Consider the following 16,530-nt stretch of genomic DNA (forward strand, 5'->3'; position numbering starts at 1 on the left):
CCTTGCCGGTTTGGATCGGCCTAAGCAGCGACGCGCTCCTTCGACCCTTGCAGCAGCAGTCGCATGATGTCTGTCCGCGTCAGAATGCCGACAAGCTGCGTGCCTCTCACGACGGGGATCACATCACTGCCCTGCTCAGCCAAGCGGTTCAGCAGGACCCCAACCGGCAGGTCATGCGGCACCGCCCTGTTTGCCGAATGCATAACGTCCCCCGCGGTCTGCCGTGCCTGCTGTTTGCGTGACAAGGGGCGGCCTTGCGCGGCTATCATGCCGAGCAGATCAGCCTGTAAGATCATTCCGCGCAGGCTATCCCCAGCGTCGACAACCGGCAGGCTCTTGATACCATGCTTAAGCAGCAATCGCGCCGCTTCCTTGAGGGATGTCTTAGGGCCAACCGTGATCAGATCGCTGGTCATGATATCTGCGCAGGTCGTGCCGTCAAAACGATGCTGCGCCGCTTCGGCCTCGGCGGCGGCAAGAAGACGACCCAGATCGGCCACGCCGAGGTTCGTGGTCTGATTGTAGCGCTCCAGCAATTCGCTAATCTTGTCCGTCGACAACCCCAAACGCGGTGGCGCGTCATCCGGCTCTTCTTTTGGCAAGCGAAAGGGATATTTCCGCCCCGTCAGCCGGTTATAGACTGTGGCGCAGAGCACAAGCACCACCGTCGCCAGCCCCAGCGGCACCAAGGCGAACCACGGTCCAGCTGCAAATGCCATCTCGGGGTTGAGTGCGGTCAGCAAGGCTGCCGCCCCGCCCGGCGGATGCAAGGCGCGCAGAAACATCATAGCAGTGATCGCGCTCCCCACCGCGATGCCAACTGACCAAGGACCGGGAATGTACCAAACCGCGATCAAAGCCACCAAAGCAGCGCTGATGTTACCCACTACGGCCGACCAGGGCTGCGCCAAAGGAGAGTTTGGCACGCAAAAAAGCAACACCGCCGTCGCACCTAAAGGGGCCACAAGATAGAAAGATGTCAGTCCAAAGAGCGCACCGAGATAGGCCAGCCCCATACAAACGCTGATACCAATAAGCGCGCCAAGACCCGCCCGCAGCGGCTCGCCCCCGTGGAACCGGGGCAGCGCTGGTTCGAGGTGGTGCCATATCCGCATTTTCACTTCTCCCTAGCCTCTGGCACGCGACGCGCCGGTGCAAAGCCAATAGCCTGCCTATGGCGGTTTGCACGGGAAAACTGACAGCGCAGCTTAGAAAAAGGGCGTGGCTTCTGCGTTCTCGCGCGAGGAGAGAACAAGATGACTGCGCGATGAGGGGTAAGGCGAATGTCCTGCTCCCTACCTTTTACGGGTTCAGGCGTAATCATCGCGACGATCTATTCGCGCCCAAAACGCGAGAATCAAATCGTGTCCGAATAGCTCGAACGCAGACAGTTCAGACCGCGTGATTCGATAAAAGATACAGGTATCGTCCAGACTAGCTCCGCGATTTTACAAAAACTTTAGCAATGTCATCCGTAGTCACAAGGCGCCACCCCCCTGCAGACAAATCATCGGGCAAGGTAAGATCGCCTATAGCTTCACGGTGCAAAGCCGCCACGTGATTTCCCACCGCGGCAAACATACGTCGCACTTGATGATATCGGCCTTCGGTGATGCTCAATCGCGCCTCAGCGGGGGCGATAATGTCGAGCTTGGCCGGATGAAGTGGTGTCTTCTCTCCGGTCAAAAGCAATTCACCCGAGGCGAAAACCTCTGCCTCCTGTCCCTCAAGTGGGCGGGCAAGGGTGACGTGATAGGTCTTTTTGACAGCGCAGTTGGGGCTCGTGATGCGATGTAGCAAATCACCGTCGTCGGTAAGAAGAAGCAGCCCAGAAGTTTCCTTGTCTAGCCGACCTACAGGCGAGAGCATGGGTTTGCGCTTCCGCCATCGCCCTGGCAGAAGATCATAGACCAATGGCCCGTTGTCCTTGCGGGAGCATATATAGCCGACGGGTTTGTTCAGGATCACCACCATGCCTGGCAGCGGATCTAGCGCGGCGCCATTGACGGTCATGCGCTCGGCCAGATCGGGGGGCATGGGAATGCGTTTGGCTACGTTCTTCACGCGCACCCCGTCCAGCCAAATCTGATGCGCATGCGCGAGCTGCGCGATCTGACTGCGCGAGCCATAGCCCAATGAGGACAACAACCTGTCGATCCGGGTGGTCGGAACGTTGGTCATCTGGTCGGACCTCTCTCATCATGCAGCAACGACCTGTTGTTGCGGCGGCAAGAATGCAAAAGCAAGCGGCAGGCGAATAACCGGCCGCGCCGTCATGTCGAAGAGTTTTGTCAAACCGGTTCTCGCAATGGTGTTGTCACGTTAACGAGCCTTAGGTTGCTGGTGCATTGATCTGGGCGTAGGCGGTGTCGATGCAGGCATTGAAGATCAGCTACAAGCGCCATCGGTTTCCACCTCAGATCATTGCTCATGTTGTCTGGCTTTACGCCCGGTTTAACTTGAGCCTGCGCGAGGTCGAGGAGTTGATGCTGGAACGTGGCGTGGACGTTTCGTATGAAACGATCCGGCGCTGGATCGTCAAGTTCGGCCCGCTGATCGCCCACGTTCTACGGTGGCGGCAGCCGCGCCCCGGCGATGTCTGGCATCTGGACGAAGTCGTCGTGAAGATCGCGAGGCAGTCATACTGGCTCTGGCGCGCCGTCGATCAACACGGTGTCGTTCTTGAGGAAATCCTTCAACCGAGGCGAGACACGGGGTTAATGGCCGTCGATTGATATACGTTCTTTCGCGCCGAAATATTGACCGGGGGTCGTGCCGCTTTCGCCAACCGTATCGGGACGACCCCAGTCAATGTAAGTTCTCTGATGTCTTACAATCGTTGAAGGTAAAGCAGGCTAAAGACCCGCTTACGGAAACTCCGCTACGTTGCATCGATGATGACCATGGTCGGGGAGATCAAGCTCCAGTAAGAATATATGCGCTGATGGTAGGGTTGAAGCCGGTAATTAGATAGCCCTTGTTAAAGGCAGCTGTCATCTCCTCACGCACTCTTTGCCTTTCGACAATTGCCAGATCAATATCATTCGACAGAAGATCTTCGACGTTTTGCGGAATTTTAAGGTGAAGTGAATTCGCCGGTTCCTCATCCTCGCCGCCAATCCCTTCGGCAAGGCGTTTTACCCTTGGCTCCTCGAGTGACCACTCCGCCACGATGCGGTCCGAGGCCACACCCGCATTAATGCCCTCCATCTTGCCGTAGTAATCTGGCAAATAGACATTGGCCGTAGCACCAAGTCGCGCGATGTTGAGGTAGGCATTGATGCGGCGCAGAGGGTCGAAGGTCCAACGGACAGAAGTAATCCCGCGCGCCAGACACCAATCGCGTTGATACCATTTCAGCCGTGCGCCCAGCCCCATCCCCCGGCTATCGGGGTGGACGGCGAGGCGGTGTGAATGCTGAACCTGCGGATCCTTGGTGGGAAACCCAAAGAGAAACCCGAGCATCCGCCCTTCGACAAAGGCACCGGCGACCAATCCGCCTTCGTGCTGGATCGCAAGCATGAGGTCGGAATTGTCCGCTGGATCATCGGCGCCCCAAACGGTACGCTGAAACTCCTCAGCGTGTTTGAGTTCCGCCACGCCGTTGAGTTCACGCAGCTCAACCTCGGTATTCACGGCAGTCATGGGCGGATCATCTCGCTATGGCTGGTGACAGTTTTCATATAGTCCCGATCAAGAGTGACCCCGATCCCCGCGCCATTGCTGGGCACGGGCATTTGGCCATTGGCGGCCTCAAGGGGCTCGTTCACGATATCGCGTTTGAAATAGCGGCTGGCGCTGGAGGTATCCCCCGGTTTGGTGAAATTCGCGAGGGTGGCGAGGTGGATGTTATGCGCCCGGCCAATCCCGGCCTCCAGCATCCCGCCACACCAGACCGGCGCGCCGAAGGCCGCGCTGACGTCATGGATCGCGCGGGCGGCGGCAAAACCGCCGACGCGGCCCACCTTGATATTGATGACCCGCGCCGCCCGCAACTCTAGCGCCTTGCGGGCATCGACGGCGTTGCGAATGCTCTCATCAAGGCAGATCGCCGTGTTCAGCGCCGCTTGCACCTGTGCGTGATCGTGAATGTCGTCGAAGGCGAGCGGCTGTTCGATGTAGTCGAGCGCAAACTCGTCGAACCGCCGCAGCAAGGCAAGGTCTTCGAGCCCATAGTCGGTATTGGCGTCGACCGTCAGCTTGATGTCGGGATAGCGCGCGCGCACGGCGTCGAGCAGTGCCACATCGTGGCCTTTGGCAATCTTCAGCTTGGTGCGTTTGTAGCCCGCTGCCTGGGCTTCCGCGATGCGCTCCAACGTCACGTCGATGCTGCCGATGCCGATGCTCACGCCCACATCCACCGCATTGCGCACCCCGCCGAGTGCCGCCTTGAGCGGAATGCCAAGGCTCTTTGCCCAGAGATCCCAAAACGCCATCTCAACCACCGCTTTGGCCATTCGATTGCCGCGCCACGGGGCGAGGATCGGCTCCAACTCATAGGGCGACGCGAAGCGCTTGCCGACGATCCGTGGCAGCAAGACATCGCGCAGGAAAGCCATGGCGGCGGGGATCGTCTCTTCGAGGTAGTCGGGGATTTGGTCCATCACCGCTTCGGCAATGCCCTCAATCCCCTCGCCTTTGAGCACCAGCAGCGGGAAGGTTTTGTCGGTCAAAGTTTGGTTGGAGATCACGAAGGGGGTGATCAGCGGCAGGCTGACGATATGCAGCTCGGCTGCTTCGATCAGGATGCCGCCGCCGGTAAATGCGGGGCTTGTATTGTGCTGTGACATGGAAACTCGCGGGATCAAATGGGCAGGGCGTTACTTCACATTCGCGATGAAACGCTGAAAGACTTCGGTTTGCGGATTGGTGAACATCTGCTCAGGGATGCCGCGTTCGGCAATGCGGCCCTCGTGCAAGAACACCACGTCGGAGGAGACATCGCGGGCGAATGCCATCTCATGGGTGACGACGATCATCGTGCGCCCCTCGGCGGCGAGCGACTGCATGACCTTTAGCACCTCGCCCACCAATTCGGGATCAAGCGCGCTGGTCGGCTCATCGAACAAGATCGCATCCGGCTCCATCGCCAGCGCCCGCGCAATGGCCACGCGCTGCTGCTGGCCACCGGACAGCTGGGAAGGATACATGTCCATCCGGTCCTGTAGTCCGACCCGCTCCAAGAGTGCTTGGGCAGCGGTGCGAGCGATCGCTTTGGGCGTGCCTTTCACTTGCACCGGGCCTTCCATCACGTTGTCCAAGGCGGTGCGGTGGCTCCACAGGTTGAACTGTTGAAACACCATGCCCAAGCGGCTGCGCACCGTTTCGATATGACGGGCGTTCAGGGGCTTGCCATCGCGCACCTGAATTTCTTCCCCATGCACGGTGACCGTGCCAGAAGTCGGGGTCTCGAGGAAATTCAGACAGCGCAGAAAGGTGCTTTTGCCAGAGCCGGATGAGCCGAGGACCGAGATCACATCGCCCTCTCGCGCTTCGAGCGAGATGCCCTTGAGCACCTCCACAGCGCCGAAGGATTTGCAGATATCTTCGGCTTTCAGGATAATGTCGGCCTCGCTCATGGCTTTGGTCCTTCCGGAGGGGAGAGAATAGATCGGCCCGTGTTGCGCGGACCGATGTGACGGCTCAGACGTGTCTCGCCCTGTCTCCAGAGCAGCACAAAGATCGCGGTGATGCAGAGGTAAATCAGCGCGGCCCAGAGATAGATCGAGAAGTCGAATGTGCGCGAGAAGATCTGCCGCGTGCGGCCCATGATGTCGAAGACGGTGACAACGCTGGCCAGTGCGCTGGCCTTCATGAGCAGGATGATCTCATTGCCGAGCGCCGGCCACGCAATGCGGTATGCATGGGGGAAAGTCACCCGGCGGAGGATTTGCAGGCGGGTCATGCCGATAGCCTTGGCGGCCTCAATTTCTCCGCGTGCTACGCCCATGATGCCGCCGCGCAAGATCTCTGTCTGATAGGCTGTCGAGTTCAGCGCAAAGGCCAGGAGCGCACAGTTGAACGGATCACGGAAAAACCCCCAAAGGCCCCAGTCCTGCAAAAAGGGGCGGAACTGGCCGGAGCCGTAGTAGATCAGAAAGAGCTGCCCCAAGATCGGCGTGCCGCGCATGAAGGAGATATAGAGCCGCAGGGGAGCCTGCGCGACAGGGTGTGTATTGGCGCGGATCAGCGCAAGGCCGGGGGAGAAGAGCGCCGCGAAGAAGGCGCCCAGAAAAGTTAGCTTGAGTGTCATTAAAGTGCCATCAAGCAGGCGTGGCCAATATTCTACGACGATGTCAAACGGGTTCATCTCAGACCCTCCGGATGCCGCGATTGGCGCCGCGTTCCATACGGGCCAGCACCACTTCCGACAGGACGCAGAGCGCCCAGTAGATCAGACAGGCCAGCAGGTAGAAGGTGAAGGGCTGTTTGGTCACACCCACAGCGACTTTGGTCATGCGCATCAGGTCGTCCAGCGCGATGATTGACACCAGTGCCGTGTCTTTCAGCATGTTGATCCACAGATTCCCAAGGCCGGGCAGGGCAAATCGCCAGACCTGCGGCAGGCGGATACGAAAGAAGATTTTGCGCGGCGACATGCCGATCGCTCGGCCCGCTTCCATCTGACCCTCGTCGAGCGATTGGAAAGCTCCACGTAGCACTTCGCCAGCAAAGGCGCCAAAGACCATGGCAAGCGCTGTCACCCCGGCGGCAAAGGGGCTGAACTCAATGTTGGTGCCGCCCGGATCCCACCAGACAGCCAGTTTGTTCAGCAAAAGCCCGACACCATTGTAGACCACGAAGAGCGTTAGGATCTCCGGCAGGCCGCGCATGATTGTGGTGTAGCCAAAGCCAATGGCCCGCAGCCCCGCATGGCGCGACATGGAGGCAAAGGCCGCAACAAAGCCGATCAGCAGACCGATGGGCAGCGTCACGATGGCAAGCTGCATCGTGATCGCCAAGCCCGCGAGGATTTCATCCCCCCAGCCGGCATCGCCGTAAGAGAGCAACTCAAACATACAGGATTTCCAGCTGGGAGAACGTTGTCATCATTTCATCGTGTAAACGTCGATGTCGAAATACTTGTCGTTGATGGTTTTATAAGTTCCATCAGCGCGCATTTCGGCCAAGGCGGCGTTGAGCTTTTCGCGCAACTCGTCGTCTTCCTGGCGCAGCGCGATGCCCACGCCTTCACCGACAAAGGCCGGGTCGGTGATCGGCTCGCCGGCCAATTCGCAACAAGCGCCGTCTTCGGTTTTGGTTGTCCAGTCCAACATCGGCAGCATGTCACCGACCTGCATATCGATCCGTCCGCTTGCCATGTCGAGGTTAACTTCATCCTGCGTTGGATAAAGCCGCACATCCGCATCCGGGTAGGTTGCTTCGAGATAGTCGGCCTGCGTGGTGCCGGACTGTGCGCCGATGACCTTGTCGGCAAGGGCTTCATTGGTAAATTCAGTGATGTCAGACCCTTTTGGCACAACATTCGTCATCGCGGCGAGGTAGTAAGGGTCCGTGAAAGCCACCTGCTTCTTACGCTCTTCTGTGATGAACATCGACGCGATGATGAAGTCGTATTTGTTCGCCAGCAGCCCCGGAATGATCCCATCCCAATCCTGCGCAACGACTTCGCATTCTTCGCCGATCCGCTTGCAAAGTTCCTGACCGATCTCGACATCGAAACCGGCGATTTTGCCGTCAGCTTCAATGTAGTTAAACGGGGGGTAGGCGCCTTCAGTCCCCAAGCGCAGGGTCTCGGCAAAAGCGCCGGTAGAAAGGCTGGCGGCAACGGCCAGCGTCGAAAGCGCCGTGGCCAGTTTGAGTTTAGCTGTCATCGTGTTCACTCCTGTTGGGTTTTTCGGTGTCGTTTGTCCGTTTGGCCCCCTGGCGTGCAGGGAGGTCGACATGGCCGGTAAAGCGACCATAGAGATCGGCGATCCGGTTGAGCCTGCCCTCCACCTCGGACCCAAGCTTTAAAAAGACGCTGTGGATCAACAGGTTAGACAGGCTTGCCATCTGGGCTGTCGAATCCCAGAATTGATTGAACTGCGTGGGCACCGCGAAAACCTGATCTGCCGCCTCATGGCCCCAGTCACAAAAGACATCTGTAATAAGCGTCACCGTCACGCCCGCCGCGCGGGCCTCTTCGGCAAGGCTTTTGGCCAAAACCGAATAGCGTCGCGCTTCAAAGATCACGAGATGGGCGGGGTGGTCGGTTAACAAGACTTCGGCAAAGTTCCCACCTGCGAGATCCAGCAACGTGACCCCGTCGCGCAGATATTGCATTTGGTTGGCGAAATACTGGGCAAGGCCGCGTTCTGTCTGAAATCCGGCGACGAAGACATGTTCGGTCTTCGCCAAACGTTTCGCTTCTTGATGCCATTCGTCACTGCCAGCCAATTCGTAGATGCCGACGAGTGCCGCGATCTCAAGCTGGAGCCCTTGGTTAAGCTGCGCGCTGTCGACACTTCCTTCCTTGCGCATTTCTTGCAGGCGATCGGACATCAGCCAAGGGTCGTCACCCATATCGTGCTTCAAATGGTCCTTTAGGTCGCGAAAGCTATTGTATCCGATCGACCGGCAGAACCGCCCAACCGTTGCTTCGCTGACCTTTACCGAGCGAGCAATGCTCGCGCCGGTCTCGAATGGGAGGCAGGCCCAAGAATCCAACATGTAACGCGCCAAAAGGCGGTCTGCTTTGGAGCCGTGTTCTAGAGCTTCTTCGAGCTGTGATTTGATCGAACGCTGCAACGGGTGGCTCCAAAGTAGTGCTGAAAGCAAACTGAAATATAAATTTCATGATGTCAATAATGAAAGAAATTATGCATTTTACGCCCTGAGGGCTCAATTTCCAGCAGCGTGACATTAGAAAGCTCTACGCCGTATACCGTTACGGCGATGACCCGTTGAACAGTCAGTGGTAGTCGAGCAGAACGATCTCGGTGTGTTAGATCGGCTTGAGGCGAAACGACACAACAGGTTCCTCAACCGGCGGTAAGCAGACGTCAGTCATGTCATCGTCGAACGGCGGTTTCTTTTTCCCGGTGCGGCTCATCATCATCGTGAAGAACTTGGCAACATTTTCCGTGTCATGCAGGTTTGGCATCAGATCGACGTCAGCTTGGCCAGTGAGGACACAGGCTTGGATACCATTAATAAACAGCTTGAGTGTCCAAAATTTAAGGAAGCACGAGCTGACCACTACAACACATGTCTAAATTTTAAGCGCTTCATATTTGGCTTTAAAAACAACGCTGGACTAAGGTTACTAACAGTTTGATCCCCACTTATAGTGGATAAACTGAACGTAGCATAAAATTTGCGGCGACCTGCAACTAGTGCAGGCCGCCGCGGTTCAGTCTTGTGACGGGGAGGAGGTCACGGGACAGATGGACTTTTTTGCCCATGTTTAAGAGATAGTTATAGTTTGCGGGAGAGCAAACTCTCAGTTGTCCCAGAAAGCCTGAAGACTTGCGAGATGACCAATCGGTGTAGGGCTATGGCCCCTTAGTCGACCAGTTCTAAAGCGCCTCGCCCCCCAAACGCACAATGTTGTCGGCCCCTTCATGCTACAGAAGGTCTACATTGACTATAGAAATGGCGCTTGATCGGGGCGGATAGCAGTTCTTCGAAAGCTCAATGGAATTATGCTTAAATCCAACCGTGCCACATAACGAAGATGGTCAGAGAGCGACCTGTCGAGGGTTTGCGTGCCACCTGCCAGGAACGTGTAGACAAACGGGAGAACACTAAAATGAAAAATCTGAAGCTCTGGCTTTCAGCCGCAGCGATCGCGACCACCGCGCCCAATATCGCGGCCGCCGAATGCGGAGAGGTTAGCATCACCGAGATGACGTTCTCTTCTGCTATTATCACAACAGAGATTGCAACATTCCTGATGGAACAGGGCTATGGTTGCACCGTCACCCGGGTACCTTCTGATACAATTCCCGCCCTTACATCACTTGCTGAAAACAATGAGCCGGATATTGTGACCGAACTTTGGGTCAACTCTGCAGGCAGCGCTTACGAAAAGCTTAAGCAGGATGACGTGATCCAAGACATGACACAGGTGCTGCAGCCAGGTGGCCTGGAGGCTTGGTGGATTCCCACCTATCTTGCAGAAGAGCATCCAGAACTCAAAACGATCCAAGGCATCTTGGATAACCCTGATCTTGTAGGGAACCGCTTCAACAACTGTCCTACAGGGGGGTGGGTCTGTAGCACGATTAACCGCAATATTGCGCGCGCATATGGCTTTGAAGAAGCCGGCATTGAAGTGTTTGATCACGGGGGCGGCGAAACTTTAGCCGCCTCCCTTGCCTCAGCATATGAGGCCAAAGAGCCATGGTTTGGGTATTATTGGGAGCCTACGGCGCTCATGGGGCGGTTTGACATGACCATGGTTGATATCGGGGGTGTAGACCTCGAAGCACACAAGGCCAATTTGAACGCCGATGTCGTCGACCCCAAGCCAAGCGCCTATCCTCCCAGTTTGGTGTACACGGTTGCGACTACGGACTTTATCGATGAGTACCCGGAAGTCGCTAAGTTGATGAGCAATATTAGCTTTGAGACTTCCGACATGAGCGCGCTGTTGGCCTGGAAGGACGAGAACAACGCGTCTACGGAAGAAGCCGCTGTGCATTTTTTATTGAATAATAAGGATGTTTGGCGTGACTGGCTCAACGAGGACGCGCGCCAGAAGCTATCTGCTGTCTTGGAGGATAATTGAGGGTCAGCTACTAGCGACAGGTCAAAAAATAAGCGGTGGCCGATATGGGCCACCGCTTTTCCTTCCTTAGAAGGTACAACTGGTATTCAAGAACCCTGTCTTACCGCCACTACCTCAATCTCTACCAGCCATGCGGGGTTGGCCAATCCTGCGACCTCAAAGACCGAGCGAGTTGGGAGCTCAGGCTGTTCTTCGGTACCGAAGTACTGAGTATAACCCTCCATAAAGCCTTGGAAATCCATCCCGTCGCCACCCTCGGGGGCAACAAGATAGGCCTGCATTTTGATGACGTCCCCCATATCAAGATCGAGCCCGGCAAGCTTTTTCTCAATTGCAGCGAGTACACTGGCGGTTTGGGTCGCTGTATCGCCGAAGTATTCGGGTGAGCCCTTCTCGGCCGTCTCATTGGCGACCGTCGGCACGGTGCCACTGAGGTAAACCAAGGTTGCATCCGCGGGCACTTCAACTGCTTGCAAGATTGGGAAGTCTGAATCCGGCAAACCGTGGCGAACAACTTCCGAGCCTTGAGCATATAAGCTCGTGGTCATAAGTGCTGCGACAGCGGCGAGGGGGGCGATAAATTTGCGGATCATTCGTGTTCCTCCGTGTTCTGATCTACGGGTTCGGCCGGCCGGGCGTCGGCCACGGCGTCGAGCGTACCATCGGCCTCATAGTCATTGCCGAGGTTCGTCTGAATATAGTCTGTGATAGCCAATACTTGTTGGTCATCGAGAAAATGCCCAAGGCTTGGCATTGCAGCCTGGCCGTTGATGATGACGTAGGTCGCATAGCCAGCATATTCGAGATTGGGGTTGCCTCTAAGAGCTGGGTACTTCCCGGCCCCAATGGCCCCTGACCCGTCAGCCATATGACAGCCGGAGCAGAGCGTTTGGTACAACTCTTCGCCATCCTCGCTGACATATTCTTCGACCCATTCACCGCCATCCGCCATAGCGGTTATGTCACGCTCCTGTGGACGGGCTTCGCCGTCGGGAGAGGTCTCGCCGGTTTCAGGCGCTGTGGCTTGCGCCGCGCGCGTGTTTGCGTCGTTGTCTTGGGCATAGAGCGGCAGCGTGCCGAGAATGCTTACGATCGTCGCGGAGAAAAATATCTGTCGCATGGCTTCACCCGTTGATTACTTTGTCATGGAGACGCGAGATCGCATCAAGCGAGGAAAGGATCGCCCCTTCTTGCCACGCAGGCAGGTAAGAAAGGTGCTCGCCGGCGCAGACGACGCGATTGTCGATCTTGATGGCGTCCTCGTAATAGTCGCGATTTTCCCAAACGCCCGAGCACCCGAGAACCCATGGGACCTTGTGCCACACAACGCTTACACCGGTCTTAAACTCATCCCGATACTGAGGATGAATTTTGGCACCCTGTCTTAGCGCCCATTCCAAGCGCTCTTCAGGCTGCATTGCGTTGAACTTGTAGGAGTTCTCTCCGCGCCATGTATAACCGCCCAGCAACACGGCAGGCCCATCGGAGAAATAGCCGGTCGAAGGGTAGCTGATCTGACCGATGGCGAGATCGGTGTAGCTGATACCGCCATAGATATCTTCATCCTCTTCCCAGAAGCGGCGTTTGAACTCGAGGCCCCATTTCGTCGATCCATTGTAGTACATCGAACTGATCGCATTGGATAAATCACCCGAGAGGTTGTGGTCGATTTGTCCGAGGATGGAAAAAGGAATGGTACAGACACAATAGTCCGCTTTGCTGGTCTGCTGACCTCCACCTGCAGTGTCTTCCCATGTCACCGTTACCCCGCTCTCGTCCTGCTGTAGCGAGACGACTTTGGCGTTATAGGTAATAAGATCTCCGACCTCGCGCTCGAATCCTTTGGCGATACCATCCATCCCGCCGACCGGCTGAAACATGGGTGCCTGGTGATCCACAGTCTCATGGGTGGCGAGATACTCCCAAAGCCGCGACTGCAGTACCTCCTGCGGGTTAAGCAGATCCGAAGCTTCAGGGGCTGCCCCGACACCGCCGCCCGCCTGCTTTGCGTAGCCGCGATAATGGCTGGTGTCCAAGCTCTTCACGTATTCATTCTGTTCGTTCAACACGCCGAAGGTCCGCAGGCTTTCCAGTAGGACTTCTCGGTCTTGCGTGGTGACCAGTTCATCAAGTCTTCCCTGATTGACGGCCTTGGCCAACAACTCCGAGATATGCCCGCGATAGTCGGTTTTGATGTCTTTCAAACGCTGGGGCTTGCCACCATAGGCGTCTGAACGATGAAGATAGGAGTTATAGTTCAGCTGGATAAATGGCTCGAGAGGGACTTTAAGCCGCTTGCAGTAGTCTAAAACGGCATGGTGATTATGCGGTAGCCGCCATGGGCCAGGGTTGATGTAATTGCCTTCAGCAAAATCAACGTTCTGAGTCGCGCCACCGAGTTCAGTGTACTCGTCGCCCGAGCGCATGGTCCAACATCGCCCGCCCGCCTTCTCACGGAACTCCAGCACCTCGACCTCATAGCCAGCTGCCCGCATTTCATAGGCGGCGGTGAGCCCGGCCAGGCCGGCGCCGAGAACCAGCACCTTCGCTCCTTGGGGATCTCCGTCTAATTTAATGGGTCCACTATAATCAGAGGGTGCTGCAAAACCCATTGAAGTCATAGCATGATACATAGCGGCACTGCCTGCGGCAGTTCCGATCATCGTTAGAAGATTGCGGCGTGTGATTTCACTCATGGAGCCCCCCTCGTCATAAGAACGATAAGCGCGCCCCCGATCACTGCGACACGAACGCGCTAGTTCACGAATTAAGTAATTCTACAGGGTCAACCGTTCGCAAAGATGCCGGGTTCCAAGCAAACAGGTTTTCTTTTTCCGGATGCGGCAAAAGATCGTTCTTTCCGGTTCCCTGATTGTAACTCGAGCGTGTCATGTCATGGATGATCGAAAGCGCTTTGACTGCCGAAGCTCGAGTCCCCTTTCAGAGCGGTGCGATTTCAAAGAAGGTCAAGAAACCGCCGCTCGGCCAAAGAAAGATGCCGTTCCTTATGGCGCAAAACATAAAACGGGCGCTGCGGTAGCTTGAAATCCATCAAAACCAGCCGGCTTGCATTGACCGCCGGGGCGACCATGAGCTAACCGGGTTCCAGAGCCCGCCACTCACTTTCCGCTCTTATTTTATCCGTCTCATAGGCGCCAGATCAGCCCGGCGTCTACGAGACGGATAAAACCTTCCAAGGCTCTATCGGCCACTTATTAAATGTGAAGGATAGAATTTTGGGGCCGCAAAATTACGGCCCCAAAGAACGCTCGATCAATCATTGCCCCCAGTTGTATGCTATTTCAACAAGGATTCGTCGTCCTGGACCGTAGTTTCTACTCCGAAAGTCTATAATCATTTCGTCACCGTGTGTATCAAACTGATTTTCATGTCTTGCTCCCAGAAGGGCTGTGGATTTGAGATCTGCAAGGTAAGCTGTTAGCTCTTGTGCTGAGTAGTGTTGTGAAGCGTCAAGATGGGCGCGGATTTGGCGGCTTAGAACCTCCTCGAGAGCATCTGTCTGACCGGTGGTAATTGCCTCAAGAGCCACCGTTTCCGGAACGTCTAGACGGCAAGCTATCTTAAGGAAAATATCCTGGAATCCAACTCCAGGCTTGACCCAGATTGAGTGGTGGTCGATTCCGTCGGTGGCTTTCTCAAAGCTTTCTGATACCATACCGAATAGCTCGAAGGTCGGATTAGCGTAGGGGTCGCCATATCCGTAATCGAACTCCTGGAAGCAGTGGTTTTCGACCACCTCAAATAGTGCTTCTGCCGTATAGTTTGGTGGGAGTGAGAAGTCCGCTTCGTCGAATAGCAGGCCCTTGTTGCGTAGGTCGTTTCCCATATCGTTCTCCTTTGCATTAATTTGAGTTTGGAATTATCCAACGCGATTAGCAGCAAATTTGTTCAATAATTTTATGTGGATAACTTATATTTTGCGATATAGAGGATACTCGGATGCGGAATACCATGTCCTTTGTGTCTCTTCAGAACTGACATAATAGCTTCGAATGTTGTCTTCGCGTTCTGCCGATCTAGTAGAAAAAATGGCACTCTTTTCCCGCTATTTCTGTGCGGTCTCGAATCCTTTCTGATAGGGCCTGTTGGGCCCTCGTGCGCTGATCTTATGCTTTGACGGACGGGAGCTTTATGGTCTAATCGAAGCTTCTTTTTGGCCCTATGAAGGGGAAAAGTACACGTAAGTAGTTATAAATACGTGGAATTATAGGATCATTGTGCGGTGAGGGGCTGCACTTTGACTAGCTAGGATACCTCAGGAAGTTCGTAGGCGTTCTGGCGGATATCCCCTGTTGATAAAGAATTTATAGTCTTTTTCAGCTACATAGATCTGTTGTCTTGACCGGTTCTTGACCCGTTATTTAACTCTATACTCAGGTGGTGCAGGAGGGAAAATTCTGGCGGTCGTCGGCATATGTTATTGACTATTCTACTGCGAGGTTCTCACTGTCTTTTCGAGACGGAATTCAAGTCGTGATGAGAGCGGTATGCCGTGCCGGCGTCCATCCGGACCGGGCACCTTTGGTGCAGTTCAGCCGGTTTCATGCATTCTCAATACTGTCTCGTTAGGCGCTCTCGGCGCCTGAACACGTGATCGAATTTGAGTGTCTCAGATCGATGGTTCGTGTCTCATATTGGTGCGTATGTATGCGAGAGCGAGAGGACTGGCCCTCGCATATTGATACTTCCCGTGAGGCTTCGTACTTTATCTCGGTGCGCCTATGATCTGGTCGTCGAGGGCGGTGAACGGCAGTTCTGATGTTCCAGTGATCAAGGTGCACAGCATTTCGGCACCTGCGAGGAAGGCTTCTTGCTTTGTCTTGTAGGGATGCGCATCGCGGGTCCCTATTGCATCTGGTTGTCCAGTTGGAACGTTTTGGAAATAGATATCTGCGACCCACCCGCCGTTCATCTTCTGGAGCCGGAAGTCAGCGAGGTTTTGAACATTCATGTGTGGGGGAAGGAACGGCTGGGGGATATCATAGATGGCTCGGTTCGCCGTTTTGAGGGCGTTTAAGATATAGTCGAGCATGATGCGTTCGCCGGTGGCATTGAGGTCCAGCGTGTTGAGCGAAGAGGTAGCAGCCATGGGGTATCTCCTTTTGGGCTTGCAGTTCGGGATGTGCAGCGAAAGCGCTGTATTGAAGAGTTGGGATCGCTTTCTTTGGGGCGGAAACGCGCGCGGTAATTTTTTGCGGCGCGCTGAATATGGCTTTTGGGGTGGCTTAGTCTTTCGGTCTCCTTTGTGGGCGGGGGCAGGGCGGTGCCTTGCAAGGCTTAGAAGGAATATCGAAACGTTTTTCGGGGGACGGTTGCCGAACAGTGCATTTTGGGCAAATTAATTTGGCCGGCGCGCAGACCCACGCCTCTGCAAGTTGAAAATACTGATATTTTATAAGTGGTTGATGTCGTTCGGGGGCTGATCGCCCTGCGCGTCTTTTTGTGGACGCGCAGGTCGTTCAGCCTCTCCTAAATCGAGGAGGAGGCGGGCTGCGTGCCACTCACCCTTCTTAGAAAGAAAGAGCTTCATATGACCAATAAGACAAATATTCCCGGCCCTCAGATTTCCGCGCTACTGCTGTTTCGCCGCTTAGCCCCTACATGTGCTGAGGAGTTGTCGAAGCAGATGCACCGCGCAGGTATTCACAACTCGAATGATGTTGTGGATGTCCTTGCCACTGGACTCAGGGCCTTTGCGCGCATGCATGGTATTTCTTCGGCAGCGGTGTTTTCACAAGCGTGGCCGGAGGCGCTGAGTGTTCTTAAGAACAGCC

17 protein-coding genes and 1 pseudogene are annotated in these 16,530 nt (G+C 55.6%); 3 read left to right on the forward strand and 15 right to left on the reverse strand.

The window, feature by feature from the left end:
• Positions 1 to 20: 20 nt before the first annotated feature.
• Positions 21 to 1,016, reverse strand: a complete 996-nt coding sequence (locus ACGYLX_RS14750; protein ID WP_394450374.1) for an HPP family protein — start codon at positions 1,014 to 1,016, stop codon at positions 21 to 23.
• A gap of 418 nt (positions 1,017 to 1,434) precedes the next feature.
• Entirely contained in the window at positions 1,435 to 2,181 is a 747-nt protein-coding gene (locus tag ACGYLX_RS14755) for a pseudouridine synthase (protein ID WP_394450376.1), read from the reverse strand.
• A gap of 191 nt (positions 2,182 to 2,372) precedes the next feature.
• Between ACGYLX_RS14755 and ACGYLX_RS14760 the strand changes: the two are divergent.
• Positions 2,373 to 2,714, forward strand: a pseudogene (locus tag ACGYLX_RS14760) (IS6 family transposase); the annotation flags it as partial.
• Between the two features lie 202 nt (positions 2,715 to 2,916).
• Here ACGYLX_RS14760 and ACGYLX_RS14765 read toward each other — a convergent pair.
• From ACGYLX_RS14765 to ACGYLX_RS14800, 8 genes are all read right to left on the reverse strand, one after another.
• Entirely contained in the window at positions 2,917 to 3,645 is a 729-nt protein-coding gene (locus ACGYLX_RS14765) for a GNAT family N-acetyltransferase (RefSeq protein ID WP_067941115.1), read from the reverse strand.
• Positions 3,642 to 4,790: an o-succinylbenzoate synthase gene (menC, locus tag ACGYLX_RS14770; protein WP_394450378.1), complete on the reverse strand. Its 1,149-nt coding sequence runs from the start codon at positions 4,788 to 4,790 to the stop codon at positions 3,642 to 3,644. The genes ACGYLX_RS14765 and menC overlap by 4 nt, the downstream gene beginning before the upstream one ends.
• Positions 4,791 to 4,820: 30 nt before the next feature.
• Positions 4,821 to 5,579, reverse strand: coding sequence for an ABC transporter ATP-binding protein (locus ACGYLX_RS14775; RefSeq protein WP_067938355.1), 759 nt, complete (start codon positions 5,577 to 5,579; stop codon positions 4,821 to 4,823).
• Positions 5,576 to 6,310: an ABC transporter permease gene (locus ACGYLX_RS14780; RefSeq protein ID WP_304951517.1), complete on the reverse strand. Its 735-nt coding sequence runs from the start codon at positions 6,308 to 6,310 to the stop codon at positions 5,576 to 5,578. The genes ACGYLX_RS14775 and ACGYLX_RS14780 overlap by 4 nt, the downstream gene beginning before the upstream one ends.
• A gap of 1 nt (position 6,311) precedes the next feature.
• Positions 6,312 to 7,019, reverse strand: coding sequence for an ABC transporter permease (locus ACGYLX_RS14785; RefSeq protein WP_304951516.1), 708 nt, complete (start codon positions 7,017 to 7,019; stop codon positions 6,312 to 6,314).
• A 30-nt stretch (positions 7,020 to 7,049) separates the two neighbouring features.
• Complete coding sequence (locus ACGYLX_RS14790) at positions 7,050 to 7,835, reverse strand: ABC transporter substrate-binding protein (RefSeq protein WP_394450380.1); 786 nt, start codon at positions 7,833 to 7,835, stop codon at positions 7,050 to 7,052.
• Entirely contained in the window at positions 7,825 to 8,751 is a 927-nt protein-coding gene (locus tag ACGYLX_RS14795) for a MurR/RpiR family transcriptional regulator (protein ID WP_394450382.1), read from the reverse strand. The genes ACGYLX_RS14790 and ACGYLX_RS14795 overlap by 11 nt, the downstream gene beginning before the upstream one ends.
• Before the next feature lie 196 nt (positions 8,752 to 8,947).
• Positions 8,948 to 9,106, reverse strand: a complete 159-nt coding sequence (locus tag ACGYLX_RS14800) for a hypothetical protein (protein ID WP_394389444.1) — start codon at positions 9,104 to 9,106, stop codon at positions 8,948 to 8,950.
• A gap of 648 nt (positions 9,107 to 9,754) precedes the next feature.
• Between ACGYLX_RS14800 and ACGYLX_RS14805 the strand changes: the two genes are divergently transcribed.
• A complete protein-coding gene (locus tag ACGYLX_RS14805; protein WP_394450384.1) occupies positions 9,755 to 10,735 on the forward strand; it encodes an ABC transporter substrate-binding protein in 981 nt (326 codons plus the stop codon).
• Positions 10,736 to 10,821: 86 nt separating this feature from the next.
• Here the strand turns inward: ACGYLX_RS14805 and ACGYLX_RS14810 are convergent, their stop codons facing one another.
• The 5 genes from ACGYLX_RS14810 to ACGYLX_RS14830 form a co-directional block, all read right to left on the reverse strand.
• Complete coding sequence (locus ACGYLX_RS14810) at positions 10,822 to 11,328, reverse strand: RidA family protein (RefSeq protein ID WP_394450386.1); 507 nt, start codon at positions 11,326 to 11,328, stop codon at positions 10,822 to 10,824.
• A complete protein-coding gene (locus ACGYLX_RS14815) occupies positions 11,325 to 11,855 on the reverse strand; it encodes a c-type cytochrome (protein ID WP_394450388.1) in 531 nt (176 codons plus the stop codon). Before ACGYLX_RS14815 ends, ACGYLX_RS14810 begins: the two co-directional genes overlap by 4 nt.
• Before the next feature lie 4 nt (positions 11,856 to 11,859).
• Positions 11,860 to 13,431, reverse strand: coding sequence for an NAD(P)/FAD-dependent oxidoreductase (locus ACGYLX_RS14820; protein WP_394450390.1), 1,572 nt, complete (start codon positions 13,429 to 13,431; stop codon positions 11,860 to 11,862).
• A 581-nt stretch (positions 13,432 to 14,012) separates the two neighbouring features.
• On the reverse strand, positions 14,013 to 14,582 hold the full coding sequence (locus ACGYLX_RS14825; RefSeq protein ID WP_394450392.1) for a hypothetical protein: 570 nt from the start codon (positions 14,580 to 14,582) through the stop codon (positions 14,013 to 14,015).
• Between the two features lie 879 nt (positions 14,583 to 15,461).
• Positions 15,462 to 15,845, reverse strand: coding sequence for a hypothetical protein (locus tag ACGYLX_RS14830; RefSeq protein WP_394450393.1), 384 nt, complete (start codon positions 15,843 to 15,845; stop codon positions 15,462 to 15,464).
• A 441-nt stretch (positions 15,846 to 16,286) separates the two neighbouring features.
• Between ACGYLX_RS14830 and ACGYLX_RS14835 the strand changes: the two genes are divergently transcribed.
• Positions 16,287 to 16,530: hypothetical protein (locus ACGYLX_RS14835; protein ID WP_394450395.1), on the forward strand; the 244-nt coding region annotated here is incomplete at its 3' end.

It is taken from the genome of Sulfitobacter sp. 1A13496 (assembly GCF_043557225.1).
In the GTDB taxonomy this organism is placed as follows: Bacteria; Pseudomonadota; Alphaproteobacteria; order Rhodobacterales; family Rhodobacteraceae; genus Sulfitobacter; species Sulfitobacter faviae.

Bases quoted from the DNA above. Each gene is read 5' to 3' on its own strand.
- ACGYLX_RS14755 (WP_394450376.1), bottom strand. From the start codon at position 2,181: ATGACCAACGTTCCGACCACCCGGATCGACAGGTTGTTGTCCTCATTG.
- ACGYLX_RS14830 (WP_394450393.1), bottom strand. From the start codon at position 15,845: ATGGCTGCTACCTCTTCGCTCAACACGCTGGACCTCAATGCCACCGGC.
- ACGYLX_RS14820 (WP_394450390.1), bottom strand. From the start codon at position 13,431: ATGAGTGAAATCACACGCCGCAATCTTCTAACGATGATCGGAACTGCC.
- ACGYLX_RS14800 (WP_394389444.1), bottom strand. From the start codon at position 9,106: ATGCCAAACCTGCATGACACGGAAAATGTTGCCAAGTTCTTCACGATG.
- ACGYLX_RS14790 (WP_394450380.1), bottom strand. From the start codon at position 7,835: ATGACAGCTAAACTCAAACTGGCCACGGCGCTTTCGACGCTGGCCGTT.
- menC (WP_394450378.1), bottom strand. From the start codon at position 4,790: ATGTCACAGCACAATACAAGCCCCGCATTTACCGGCGGCGGCATCCTG.
- ACGYLX_RS14765 (WP_067941115.1), bottom strand. From the start codon at position 3,645: ATGACTGCCGTGAATACCGAGGTTGAGCTGCGTGAACTCAACGGCGTG.
- ACGYLX_RS14815 (WP_394450388.1), bottom strand. From the start codon at position 11,855: ATGCGACAGATATTTTTCTCCGCGACGATCGTAAGCATTCTCGGCACG.
- ACGYLX_RS14775 (WP_067938355.1), bottom strand. From the start codon at position 5,579: ATGAGCGAGGCCGACATTATCCTGAAAGCCGAAGATATCTGCAAATCC.
- ACGYLX_RS14825 (WP_394450392.1), bottom strand. From the start codon at position 14,582: ATGGGAAACGACCTACGCAACAAGGGCCTGCTATTCGACGAAGCGGAC.
- ACGYLX_RS14780 (WP_304951517.1), bottom strand. From the start codon at position 6,310: ATGAACCCGTTTGACATCGTCGTAGAATATTGGCCACGCCTGCTTGAT.
- ACGYLX_RS14810 (WP_394450386.1), bottom strand. From the start codon at position 11,328: ATGATCCGCAAATTTATCGCCCCCCTCGCCGCTGTCGCAGCACTTATG.
- ACGYLX_RS14785 (WP_304951516.1), bottom strand. From the start codon at position 7,019: ATGTTTGAGTTGCTCTCTTACGGCGATGCCGGCTGGGGGGATGAAATC.
- ACGYLX_RS14805 (WP_394450384.1), top strand. From the start codon at position 9,755: ATGAAAAATCTGAAGCTCTGGCTTTCAGCCGCAGCGATCGCGACCACC.
- ACGYLX_RS14750 (WP_394450374.1), bottom strand. From the start codon at position 1,016: ATGGGGCTGGCCTATCTCGGTGCGCTCTTTGGACTGACATCTTTCTAT.